This is a genomic window from Phenylobacterium hankyongense (assembly GCF_003254505.1).
Lineage (GTDB): Bacteria > Pseudomonadota > Alphaproteobacteria > Caulobacterales > Caulobacteraceae > Phenylobacterium > Phenylobacterium hankyongense.
Map to the genome: position 1 here is coordinate 3,572,595 of NZ_QFYP01000001.1, position 12,221 is coordinate 3,584,815.

General features: G+C 69.6%; 10 protein-coding genes and 1 tRNA gene. 8 read left to right on the forward strand and 3 right to left on the reverse strand.

Going from position 1 to position 12,221, the window contains the following annotated elements; genetic code table 11:
- Nucleotides 1-30 precede the first annotated feature (30 nt).
- On the forward strand, nucleotides 31-1,344 hold the full coding sequence (locus tag DJ021_RS17135; protein WP_111458693.1) for an acyl-CoA dehydrogenase family protein: 1,314 nt from the start codon (nucleotides 31-33) through the stop codon (nucleotides 1,342-1,344).
- Here the strand turns inward: DJ021_RS17135 and DJ021_RS17140 are convergent.
- Nucleotides 1,320-2,732, reverse strand: coding sequence for a Mur ligase domain-containing protein (locus DJ021_RS17140; protein WP_111458694.1), 1,413 nt, complete (start codon nucleotides 2,730-2,732; stop codon nucleotides 1,320-1,322). The genes DJ021_RS17135 and DJ021_RS17140 overlap by 25 nt on opposite strands.
- A 352-nt stretch (nucleotides 2,733-3,084) precedes the next feature.
- Between DJ021_RS17140 and DJ021_RS17145 the strand changes: the two genes are divergently transcribed.
- From DJ021_RS17145 to DJ021_RS17175, 7 genes are all read left to right on the forward strand, one after another.
- Nucleotides 3,085-3,160: transfer RNA gene (locus DJ021_RS17145), tRNA-Asn, on the forward strand.
- 376 nt (nucleotides 3,161-3,536) lie between these two features.
- On the forward strand, nucleotides 3,537-4,325 hold the full coding sequence (locus DJ021_RS17150; RefSeq protein ID WP_133255052.1) for an acid phosphatase: 789 nt from the start codon (nucleotides 3,537-3,539) through the stop codon (nucleotides 4,323-4,325).
- A 91-nt stretch (nucleotides 4,326-4,416) separates the two neighbouring features.
- Complete coding sequence (locus DJ021_RS17155) at nucleotides 4,417-5,166, forward strand: response regulator transcription factor (protein WP_111458696.1); 750 nt, start codon at nucleotides 4,417-4,419, stop codon at nucleotides 5,164-5,166.
- Nucleotides 5,163-6,605, forward strand: a complete 1,443-nt coding sequence (locus DJ021_RS17160) for a sensor histidine kinase (protein ID WP_111458697.1) — start codon at nucleotides 5,163-5,165, stop codon at nucleotides 6,603-6,605. Before DJ021_RS17155 ends, DJ021_RS17160 begins: the two co-directional genes overlap by 4 nt.
- 307 nt (nucleotides 6,606-6,912) lie before the next feature.
- Nucleotides 6,913-9,321 carry a TonB-dependent receptor domain-containing protein gene (locus DJ021_RS17165; RefSeq protein ID WP_111458698.1) on the forward strand — a complete coding sequence of 803 codons (2,409 nt, stop codon included), beginning with the start codon at nucleotides 6,913-6,915 and terminating at the stop codon, nucleotides 9,319-9,321.
- Nucleotides 9,322-9,328: 7 nt separating this feature from the next.
- A complete protein-coding gene (locus DJ021_RS17170; protein ID WP_111458699.1) occupies nucleotides 9,329-9,772 on the forward strand; it encodes a hypothetical protein in 444 nt (147 codons plus the stop codon).
- Nucleotides 9,773-9,877: 105 nt separating this feature from the next.
- Nucleotides 9,878-10,738 (forward strand): hypothetical protein, encoded by an 861-nt coding sequence (locus DJ021_RS17175; RefSeq protein ID WP_111458700.1) that lies wholly within the window; start codon nucleotides 9,878-9,880, stop codon nucleotides 10,736-10,738.
- Between the two features lie 13 nt (nucleotides 10,739-10,751).
- Here DJ021_RS17175 and DJ021_RS17180 read toward each other — a convergent pair whose 3' ends face one another.
- Entirely contained in the window at nucleotides 10,752-11,594 is an 843-nt protein-coding gene (locus DJ021_RS17180) for an aldo/keto reductase (protein WP_111458701.1), read from the reverse strand.
- A gap of 63 nt (nucleotides 11,595-11,657) precedes the next feature.
- Complete coding sequence (locus DJ021_RS17185; protein ID WP_111458702.1) at nucleotides 11,658-12,098, reverse strand: VOC family protein; 441 nt, start codon at nucleotides 12,096-12,098, stop codon at nucleotides 11,658-11,660.
- Between the last annotated feature and the right edge of the window lie 123 nt (nucleotides 12,099-12,221).

Sequence of the window (12,221 nt, forward strand, 5' to 3'; positions counted from 1 at the left end):
AGCCCGCCCAAGAGCAGATGAGGAAACGCCATGGACTTCGACCTGCCGCAGGACCTCCTCGACTACCTCGACGAGCTTGACCGCTTCATCGAGGCCGAGATCCGGCCGCTGGAGCAACAGGACGACAACATCCGCTTCTTCGACCACCGGCGCGAACACGCCCGCACCGACTGGGACAACCAGGGTCTGCCGCGCAAGGAGTGGGAGGAGCTGCTCGCGGTCGCCCGCCGCAAGGCCGACGCAGCCGGCCACTACCGCTACGCCTGGCCGCCGGAGATGGGCGGCAAGGGCGGCAGCCAGCTGTCCATGGCGGTGATCCGCGAGCACCTGGCCGCCAAGGGGCTCGGCCTGCACAACGACCTGCAGAACGAGCACTCGATCGTCGGCAACAACCCGTTCGTGCTGATGTTCAAGGAGTTCGCCACCAACGCCCAGTACGAGCGCGACGCCGACAAGCTGCTGAACGGCGGCATGCGCACGGGCTTCGGCCTGACCGAGCCCAACCACGGCTCCGACGCCACCTTCATGGAGACCACCGCCGTCCGGCAGGACAAGGACGGCCGGCCCGGCTGGCTGATCCGCGGCGAAAAGATGTGGACGACGGGCATGCACGTGGCGACCCACGTGATGGTCTTCGCCCGCACCTCCGGCAAGGACGGCGACGCCGCCGGCATCACCTGCTTCATCGTCCCGGCCGACACCCCCGGGGTGAAGGTCGAGGAGTACCTCTGGACCTTCAACATGCCCACCGACCACCCGCGGGTGAGCTTCACCGACGTCTGGGTGCCGGAGGACAGCTACTGGGGCCAGATCGACCGCGGGCTGGGGCTGGGCCAGAGCTTCGTGCACCAGAACCGCATCCGCCAGGCGGCGTCGTCGCTGGGGGCCGCGGTCTACTGCATCGAGGAGAGCGTGAAGTACGCCCGCGAGCGCAAGCCGTTCGGCAAGGCGCTGGCCGAGAACCAGGCCATCCAGTGGCCGCTGGTGGAACTCTCCACCCAGGCCGAGATGCTGCGCCTGCTGATCCGCAAGACCGCCTGGCAGATGGACCGGATGGAGCACAAGGAGATCGAGCGGACGATCTCCGACAAGGTCTCCATGTGCAATTACTGGGCGAACCGGCTGGTCTGCGAGGCCGCCGACCGGGCCATGCAGGTGCACGGCGGCATCGGCTATTCGCGGCACAAGCCCTTCGAGCACATCTACCGCCACCACCGCCGCTACCGGATCACCGAGGGCTCGGAGGAGATCCAGATGCGCAAGGTCGCCGCCTACCTGTTCGGCTACGCCGGTCCCAAGCGGCGGGCGTTCGAGGCGGCTCAGGCGGCTACGGCCTCGGCGTAGAGCTCGTCGAACACCGCGGGCAGGCTGTCGGGCAAGCCGAGCAGCGGGCCGGAGGACAACAGCAGGACGACCTCGCCGCCGCTGAGGCCGCTCAGCGCTTCGGTCGCCTCGTCGGCGGTGCGCACGCCCTCGACCGGGATGCCGGTCGCAGCCGCGCGGGCGAGGATCTCCTCGAAGGCGGATTGGTGGTGGCTGTCGGCGCCGTGGGTCGGCGGCGGGACGATCAGCACCCGCGCGGCGCCTTCGAACACCGTGTCGTACCAGGCGAGCGCGTCGCGGCTGCGCCAGGAGAAGGTGTGCGGCTCGAACACCACGGTCAGGGGCCGCTCCGGATAGTGCAGCAGCAGGGCCTCGATGGCCGAGCGCGCCTTCTCGTAGGAGGAGCCGAAGCCCTCGATGATCGGAACGGCCGAGCGCTGCGTCAGACGGTCGAGCCGTCGGCGGATGCCCGCGAAGCTGGCGATGGCGCGCACCAGCGCCGCCTCTCCCACCAGCCCGCGCTCCAGCAGGTAGGCGCAGACGCCGACGATGTTCTCGATGTTGTGCTCGCCGAGCAGCGAGGTGGACAGCGACAGCCGGCGCTCGCCCGGCCCCACCAGCGTGAACCGGGTGGTCTCGCCGAACACCACGGCCTCGGAATACCAGCCGTCGCAGGGGGCGGTGTCGTACCAGACGACGCGGCTGGCGGCCTCGCCGACGATGGCGCGGATGGCCGGATGCTCGCGCGCCGCCAGCAGGCCGTCGGCGGGCAGCAGCCGCAGCAGCTCGTGGAACGGCGCCTCGTAGTCGGCGAAGGTCGTAAAGACGTTGACGTGGTCGTGGATCAGCGAGGTCAGCAGCACGTCGCGCGGGTGGTAGAGCACGAACTTCGAGCGCCGGTCGCCGGGGGCCACGATGTACTCGTCGCCCTCCAGCACCACTTCGGGCGCGCCGCCCCAGTGGCCGGTGGCCGGCAGCGAGGGCGAGATGGCGCCGATCATCCAGCCGGCGTCGTGGCCGGCCTCGCGCAGCACATGGGCCATCAGGGCGGTGCAGGTGGACTTGCCGAACGAGCCGGCGACGACGGTGTTCAGGCGGCCGGCGGTCGCCTCCCCCACCAGCTCGGGGAAGGTGGTGACCTTCACGCCGCGGCGGCGGGCCTCGGCGACCTCGGGATTGGCCTCCCCGCCGAGCTTGGCGCTGGCGCCCAGCACCAGGACGTCGAGGCCGGCCGGCAGGTTGGCGGCGTCGAATCGGCGGTGGAAGGGGAAGCCGAGGCCCTCCACATAGGTCGACATCGGCGGGAAGACGTCCGCGTCGGACCCGGAGACCTCGTGGCCCGCGTCGCGCATCATCAGCGCCACGGCGCTCATGCCGGCCCCGGCCATCCCGGTGAAATGAATGCGCATTCCGACTCTCCGGCCGCTCAGATCCTGTGACTAGACGATCCGTGGACGGCGTCCAGCCGGGCGCGACAATGAACCCGACGGTCGCCGTTCGCCGATCCGCGCCGCGAAGGGATTAAGCGGGTGTTGGAACCCGCTCCCAACGTTAACGCGCCCTTTACCAACTCGGCCGAGTCTCTCGCTTGTCTTCCTTGAAGACACCCCACCATCACCGACTTTTCAAAGCCCGGCGCTCGCGCCGGGCTCTTTTTTCGCCGGTGCGGGCGTATGCCGCCAGAAGCGGTTGACCATGTGCTCCGCACCGGCTTGCATGCCTGCCCGGGCCAGCGTATAGGCCCGGCCCTCGACGGCCTGATCCCCGGTAGCTCAGTTGGTAGAGCAGTCGGCTGTTAACCGACTTGTCGCAGGTTCGAGTCCTGCCCGGGGAGCCATCGCGGTTCAAGACCGCGAAGCTCACTAGCCGTCGAGCATTCCCTAGCGTCCGCCAACGCGCTTATCAGCCGCTCCGGCGCGCGGGTTGAGAATTCTCAACATTCGCCATCGCAGCCGCGGAGCATTGCTTCGCGACACCGAAAAACGCTCGACATTTCAGACCTCTCGCTGCGCCGAGCCAGCAAATCCCGCCGTCCGCTGTCGTGTTTTCTTCATTTGAACCGCGGCCTGCCCGCGACGATGGAGGTCGTGCGGGCGGGACCGGGACGAAGACCTCAAGCCTTACTGATTCCGTCGCGATCGAGCCCGCAGAGCCCATCAACCTGACGACGCCCGTCCCTCGACGCGGCCGTCACGGACGCGAGGAACACGACGATGCGCACCCGATCGAGAACCGCCATGTTCGCCGCGACGGCGGCGCTCCTGCTCTGCGGCGCCGCCGCCAGCGCCGCCCAGCCCGTGGCCGCCGCGGCGCCCACCATGGCCAAGCCGGCGAAGACGCTGAAGATCCTGACGCCGGAGCAGGTCGACCCTGGCCGGCTGCTGCCGCCGCCGCCGGAAGACGGCTCGCCGATCCAGAAGGCCGACCTGGCCGAGGTCCAGCGCATCTATCGCACCCGCACGCCGGAGCGCTACGAGACGGCGAAATGGGACGACGCCCACGAAGACTCGATGATCTTCGCGCGCACGCTCGGCCCCAAGTTCGACCTCGCCAAGCTGCCCGCGACCGCCAAGCTGCTCGCGCTCGTCGAGAACGACCAGTCGGTCAGCGCCAACATGGCCAAGCGCTATTTCCTGCGCAACCGGCCCTGGGCGATCGATCCGAGCATCGTGGCCTGCGACTACAAGCCGAACGCCGCGCCGAAGACCTCCTATCCCAGCGGCCACGCGACGCTGGCCTATTCGGTCGGCGGGGTCCTGGCGGACCTCATGCCCGAGAAGTCGCAGGCGATCCTGACGCGGGCGGCCGAATACGCCTACAGCCGCGAAGTCTGCGGCGCGCACTACGGGTCGGACACCGAGGCCAGCCATGTGCTCGGGACCATCGTGGCGCGGGAGTTCCTGGCCAGTCCCAAGGTCGCGCCGATGTTGCAGGCGGCCCGGGAAGAGCTGCAGGCCGCCCGGCTCACCGGGCCGAACGCGGTGGCGACCGCGAGCCGGTAGCCTCTCGGAACATTGAGCAAATTCAATGTTGTCGTGCGTGCGCCGGCGTCGATGTCACGATGCTGTCGCCGGCGCCGCCTAGCTTGGGCGCATGCAGACCGCGGGTACGATCCCCAACGCGGCCCCCGCAGCGCTCAAGGCGGTTGGCCTCCGGCTCCTCCTCGTCGAGGACGAGCCGGAGGCCGCGCGCGACATGGCCGACAGCCTGGCCGCTGAAGGCCACCAGGTCCAGGTGGTCGGCGACGGCCTGAAGGCGCTGGGCGCGGGCTCCAGCGAAACCTTCGACGTCATGATCATCGATCGCCTGTTGCCCGGCCTGGACGGACTTTCACTGGTCCGCGCGCTGCGCACCCGCGGGATCGGCACCCCCGCCCTGTTCCTGACCGCCCTGGGTACGGTGGCCGACCGGGTCGCGGGCCTGGAAAGCGGCGGCGACGACTACCTGGTCAAGCCGTTCGCCTTCGACGAGCTGCACGCACGGGTGAAGGCGCTGACGCGACGCAGCCCGGAGAAGCGGCGCGAGCCCACCCGCCTGGAGTGCGAGGACCTGGTGATGGATCGCCTCGCCCGCCAGGTGCGCCGCGCCGGCGAGCCGATCGACCTGCTGCCGCTGGAGTACCGCCTGCTGGAGGTCCTGTTGCTGAACGCCGGCGAGCCGGTCACCCGCATGATGCTGCTCGAGCAGGTCTGGGGCTTTCACTTCGATCCGCGGACCAACATCGTCGAGACCCACATCAGCCGGATGCGGTCGAAGCTTGAACGCGGCGACGGGCGGCCGCTGATCCGCACGGTCCGCGGCGCAGGCTATGTGATCGGCGCCGCGGCGGCGAAGCCCTGGTGAGCGGCCTCCTGCCGACGTTGCGGCGCGCCGAGGCCCTGCGCCGGCGCCTCTGGCGACGCACCGGCGTGCGCCTGGCCGCGGTCCAGGTGATCGTGGTGCTGCTGTCGTTCGGCGTCGCCGGGATCATGACCCGGGCCGACATCCACCAGTCCAACCAGCGCACCCTTCAGCGCGAAATCCGCGGCGAGATGGCCTCGCTGCAGGACGAGATCGTGCGCCAGGGCGAGGCGCGGCTGCCAGCCACGGTGGAGCGGCGGACGCGACTCTGGCGGGGCTTCGAATATGGCCTGGTGACGCAGAGAGGCCAGCTTCTCGGCGGGCGCCTCGGGGGCCCGCGCGGTGAGCCGGGCTGGTCGCGGATCCACGGCCGCGGCGCCTGGGGCGCAAGCCGCACCTTCCTGGCCTTCACGGCGCGCACGCCCAGCGGGGCCTGGCTCTCGGTCGGCAAGAACCTCGCCGACGTCGAGCACGAGATGCTGCTGGTGACCTGGCGGCTGGTCATGGCGTCCGCCTGCGGGGCGCTCGTGTGCGTGGCGGCCGGCATCTACTTCGGCCGGCACACGTGGCGGCGCCTCGCCGCGATGTCGGACACGGCCCACCTGGTGGCGGAAGGCCGCCTGAACGTCCGGGTGCCTGCTGCGGGGGCCGGAACGCCCGACGACCTCGACGAGCTCGGCGGCGCATTGAACGTCATGCTGGACCGGATCGGCGGCCTGGTGAGCCAACTGAGGCGGGTGACCACCGACGTGGCGCACGACCTGCGCACGCCCCTCACCCGCATGCGCCAGAAGCTCGAACGCCTGGAGCGGGCGCGCGACCTCGGAGCCCACCACCGCGCCTCCATCGGCGCCGTGCATGGCGACCTCCTGGAGCTTCTCAGGACCTTCGACGCGCTGCTGCAGCTCGCCGAGATCGAGGGGCGCAGCCTGGCCGACGAAGGGGTGGCCTTCGACCTTGCCGACGTGGCGCGCCGGGTCTGCGACGCCTTCCGGCCGGACCTGGAGGAAAGCGGCCGCCGGCTGGAGCTCGACGCCAGCCCCGTCGCGCTCGCCGGCGACCCCGCGCTCATCGCCCAGATGCTGGCCAACCTGATCGAGAACGGGCTTCGTCACACGCCTGTCGGGTCGACCATCAGGGTCACGGTCGCCCCCGCGCCCGAAGGGCCGCGCCTGACGGTGGCCGATGACGGCCCTGGAATTGCGGCGCACATGCGCCAGGCCGTGTTGGCGCCCTACTTCCGGCTGGATGCGAGCCGCGGCACGGCGGGCGCCGGCCTCGGGCTTTCGCTGGTGGCCGCGGTCGCGGCCCGTCACCGGGCGCGGCTGGAGCTGGATGACAATCGGCCGGGCCTTGCGGTCACGGTCGCGTTCCCCGCTTCCGGCGATCGCGTGGCCGCCGGCCAGACGCCGGCGGCAAGCGCCTATCCCCGGGCGGCTTGAGATCAGCCGACCCCAATGTCTCATGCGCGCGTGACGATATTGTAATCGCACGGCGTACCCGTGGCGCACCCTGGATGATCTCGGCGCGCCATAAACATAAAGAAAACTCAATAGTTCTCGCAGAGCCCGGACTTTGGGCGCACACCCCTGATTTTACTGGCGATTTCAAAACTACTGACGCCGATCCCCAGACCTGTCGCATTCTCTTCATTTGAGCCGTCCCCGCACGACTGATGGAAGGGCCCCGCGTGGAGCCGTTCCGGAGCGAGACCTCCGGAGGCGATGGCGTCGAAACCTGGGGACAGACATGCGACTTTCGAACAGCGGCAGGCGCCGCATTGGCTGCTCGGCTTGGGCTCTGATCGTTGCGGCGGGCCTGTCGGCGACCACAAGCCATGCCCGGGCGGCTGACGCCGCGGAGGCGCCGAAGGACGAGACCGAGGTCTCGGAGGTCGTCGTCACCAACCAGGGCAGCCGCGCCGCGGCCGTCGCGCCGGTGCGCAGCTCGCTCACCGCGACCGAGCCGCAGGCGATCATCACCCGCAAGTTCATCGAGGAGGCGGCGCCGCGCGTCGGCGACTTCAGCAGCACGGTGCTCCTGGCCCCCGGCGTTTCGGGCGTCCCGTCGAGCAACGGCGCGGGCCTCTCCGACGGCGGCAAGATCACCCTGCGGGGGTTCAGCGACGGCCAGTACAATGTCACCTACGACGGCATCGCCTGGGGCGACACCAACGGCCCCTCGCACCACGGCACCGCCTTCTTCCCGGCCTCCACCATCGGCGGCGTGATCATCGACCGGGGCCCGGGCGCGGCCACCGACCTCGGCCAGGCCAACTTCGGCGGCTCGATCAACCTGCTCTCACCGGCGCTGGACCAGGAGCGCAGCGTCAGCGAGGTCGCGACGGCGGGCTCGTGGAACACCTGGCAGTCCGTCACCAACCTGCAAAGCGGCGTGGTCCCGCAACTGGCGGACGGCCAGTTCCTCGCCACCTACCAGCAGTACGGCTCGGACGGCTACCTGTCCTACAACCGCAGCCACGGCTCTACCCTGATGCTGAAAGGGGCCGTGCCGATCACCGACCGCCTGACGGTGACCGGCCTCTTCACCCGCACCGACAACTTCTACAACAAGTCCGACATCGGCGACGCCAGCGTCGCCCAGCAGGAACTCTACGGCCCGTCGTTCTCGCTCTCGAACGACCCGTCCATGCAGAACTTCTACGGCTACAACTGGGCGAGCAAGAAGACCGACTTCGAATACGTCAAGCTGGCCGGCGACCTGGGCGGCGGCTTCGGCGTCGATCAGACCGTCTACAGCTACGGCTACGACAACGCGACGATGTCCGGCGCCAACAACCTGGCGACCGCCTCGGCCAACAAGGTCACGCTCACGCCGGGCGCGACCTATCCGGCGCCCGGAGGCGGCTACAGCACCGCCCTGCAGGTGAACGGCGTCCCCGGCTACGAGAAGCTCAACCTCTACCGCGTCACCGGCGACATCCTGAAGTTCACCAAGGCCTTCGACGTCGGGACCCTGACCGTCGGCGGCATGTACGAGGTGGCGCGCACCCAGCGCTTCATCCACGACCTCGACATGCTCACCGGCCAGCCGGACTACCGCCAGAAGGCGGCCAAGCTCCCGGGCCCGTCCGGCGTCTACGTGCAGGTCCCGCTCAACGTCCAGTACGACGAGTACTCGGGCTGGCATCAGTACCAGACCTTCGCCCAGTTCGAGTGGCGGCCGAGCGACAAGCTGACCGTCACCCCCGGCGTCAAGTACGTGAACTTCGACCTCTACGTGCACGCCCCGGCCGAGCTGATCGGCAGCACCAGCCAGCCGCTGTACATCGACCAGACCTACACCAAGACCCTGCCGTTCCTGACGGCCAACTACCGGCTGCGGTCCAATTGGTCGGCCTATGCGCAGTACGCCCAGGGCTTCCTGGTGCCGAAGATCGGCAACCTCTACGTCGGCAGCGCCGAGCAGACCAAGATCGTCCCGCAGGAATCGACCAACTACCAGCTGGGCAGCGTCTTCCAGGCCGGGCGGTTCTCGTTCGACGGCGACATCTACTACATTGAATTCAAACACAAGATCCAGTCGTTCACCGACGCGGTCACCGGCCAGCCCTACGACACCAACAGCGGCGGGGCGATCTATCGGGGCCTCGAGGTGCAGGGCAGCTACCTGCTCACCGACAACCTCAGCCTGTTCGGCAACTGGTCGAAGGCGCGGGCGATCGGCAAGGACGACCCCAGCAATCCGCTGTCGAACGGACATCAGCTGACCGGCGTCGCCGACTGGACCGCCGCGGCCGGCGTCCGCTACGAGCACGACCACCTCCTGACCGACGACGACAACCTGATCGTCGCGCTGAACAGCAAGTGGATTGGCCCGCAGTGGGCGACCGCGGCGAAGTGCTCGTCGGCGCCGAACGGCGTCTGCGCGGCGAACGCGGTGCTGTCGCCGGTGACCGGCCGGCTTCCGACCATCAACACGGTGGATCTCTCGGTGACCTACCGCGTCGGCCGCTACAGCCTGGAGGCCCAGGTCATCAACCTCACCGACCGCAACGACATCACCGCGGTGAAGGGCACAGCCCTGATCCCCGGGACCGATCGGTTCGCAACGACCTCGGCCGATGGCGGCGCGCAGAACGCCTTCCAGAGGCTTCCGCCGCGGAACTACCAGCTCACCCTCAAGGCCAAGTTCTGAGGCCCGGATGGCGGGAAATCAGCGCGCGCGGCCCATTGGGCTGCGCGCCATCCACAAGTGGTCCGGGCTGTTCTTCGCGCCGGCGATCCTGTTCTTCAGCCTGACCGGAGCGGTGCAGACCCTGGACCTGCACAAGGCGTGGCCGAACCAGGCGTCGCCGCCGGAGGTCGTTCGGCGCCTGGCGTCGCTGCACAAGAACCAGACGGCGACCGTAGCGCCGCGTCCAGCGACCGCCCCCGCGCGGGCGGCCGGGCGGCGGGAGCCGGGCGGCGCGGCCTCCATCATCGTGACGGTGCTGAAGGCGTTCGTCCTCTGCATGTCGGTCGCGCTGAGCTGTACGACGGCGCTGGGCGTGTGGATGGCCGTCAAGCTCCCGCGATCTCGGCGGCGGGCCCTTCTGGTCCTGGCCGCCGGCGCGCTCCTCCCGGCCCTGGCGGCCTGGTTCAGCTGAGCCGTCGCCTCCGCGGCTTGGCGCCTTCCGACTTCGCCCCCGCTCGCTCTCATGCCGGCGCCTCGGGACCTATGTTAGGGTCTTTGGGAGTTCGGGAGCGAGCACATGGCCGGCCCTATCCGCATCCTTCTGCAGACCACCATCGAGCCGACCACCGATGACTGGCACATCGGCCGCTTCTCGCGACTGCGTCACCATCTCGAGTCCATGGCGGGCGTGGAGGTCACCGCGCGCGACCGCGAAGCCCGGTCCGGGGACACCGATCCGGTGCTGGGCGGCCTCGACACCTCGGACTTCGACGAGCTCTGGCTGTTCGCGGTCGACACCGGCGACGGGCTGAACACGGACGAGTGCGGCGCGATCAGCCGCTTCCGCAAGCAGGGCGGCGGGCTGATGGTCACCCGCGACCACATGGACCTCGGCAGCTCCGTCTGCACCCTCGGCGGCGTCGGCGAGGCCCACTACTTCCACAGCCGCAACCTCGACCCCGACGAGAGCCGTCGAACCCGCGACGACCCCTACACGACCAACATCGACTGGCCGAACTACCACTCCGGCGCCAACGGCGACTTCCAGACCATCAGCCTGCAGGGCGAGCCGCACCCGGTGTTCCGCAAGCCCGACGGCGGCCTCATCAGCCACCTGCCCGCGCACCCGCACGAGGGCGCGGTCGCCGCGCCGCCCGGCGATCCCTCCGCGCGGGTGATCGCCACCGGCCTCAGCCAGGCGACCGGCCGGCCGTTCAACATCGCCGTGGCCTTCGAGCCCAGCGAGGCGGGCGGGCCGGCCATCGCCCAGAGCACCTTCCACCATTTCGCGGATTACAACCTGGATCCGCGGCTGGGCTCGCCCAGCTTCGTCACCGAGCCGCCGGGGGACGCCGTGCTGCGCGACGAGGCGGCCATGGCCGAGACGGTCGGCTACTTCCAGAACGTCGCGCGCTGGTTGGCCGGCCGACCGCTCTGACCGCCGCCGCCCGCTAGCCGAAGGCCAGCGGATCGGGGCCGATCCGGCCGGCGGGATCGTCCAGCCGGGCGAACGCGGCCATGTCCTCGTCGTCGAGCCGGAAGTCGAAGACGTCGAAGTTCTCGGCGATGCGGTCGGGGTTCACCGACTTCGGGATGACGATCAGGCCGAGGTCGATGTGCCAGCGGATGATCACCTGGGCCGGGGTGGTGGCGTGCTTGGCCGCCACCTTGGCCACCACCGGATCGGCCAGCAGCCGGCCGCGCCCGAGCGGGCTCCAGGACTCGGTGACGATCCCCTGGCCCGCATGAAAGGCGCGCAGATCCGTCTGCTGGAACTTCGGATGCAGCTCGATCTGGTTCACGGCCGGGGCCACGCCGGTCTCGCCAATGATCCGGCGCAGGTGCTCGATCATGAAGTTGGAGACCCCGATCGAGCGCGCGCGCCCTTCCTCCCGCAGCCGCACCAGCGCCCGCCAGCTGTCGAGGTAGCGGTCCTGCGTCGGCGCCGGCCAGTGGATCAGGTAGAGGTCGACCTCCTCCAGCCCCAGCCGCGCCAGGCTGGCCTCGAAGGCCCGGAGCGTCGCGTCATAGCCGTGGTCGTCGTTCCACAGCTTGGTGGTGACGAACACCTTCTCGCGGTCGACGCCGGAGCTTCGCACCCCCTCGCCCACCCCCCGCTCGTTGCGGTAGGCGGCCGCGGTATCGACGGAGCGGTAGCCGACCGTGAGCGCGGCGCGCACCACCTCGGCGGTGACCTCGGCCGGCGCCTGCCAGACCCCCAACCCCACCTGCGGCATGGTCCGGCCGTCGTTCAGAGGGATGGCCGGCGCGGCGGAGAGGGTCTGGACAGACATGGTCGAAGCTCCAGGGAAACGGGGCAGTGGCGCCCCGCCCCAGATGGGTTCGGCGGCGCGGCTCTACCAGACCCCGACGTTGGGCATCGAGGCCCACGGCTCGGCGGGCGGCAGGCGCTCGCCGGCCTGCAGGAGCTCGATGGAGATGTTGTCGGGCGAGCGGACGAAGGCCATGTGACCGTCCCGCGGCGGGCGGTTGATGGTCACGCCGGCGTCCTTCAGCCGCTGGCAGACGGCGTAGATGTCGTCCACCGCATAGGCCAGGTGGCCGAAGTTGCGACCGCCTTCGTAGGCTTCCGGATCCCAGTTGTAGGTCAGCTCGACCATGGGGGCCTTGTCGGCCTTGGCCTGCGCCTCGTCGCCGGGCGCGCAGAGGAACACCAGGGTGAACCGGCCGCCGGAGTTCTCGACGCGCGAGACCTCCGTCAGGCCGAGCTTGGCGCAGTAGAAGTCGAGCGCGGCGTCGAGGTCCGCCACCCGGACCATGGTGTGAAGGTATCTCACTGGCGGTATTTTCCCTTACGATGTAAGTTGCGCGACATGACGCCACGCGGCGCGGCGCACGAGGCCGCGCTGCAATAGCAGATAGGTGCGCGCAGAAAATCCGCCCCACCGCCATCATCATGT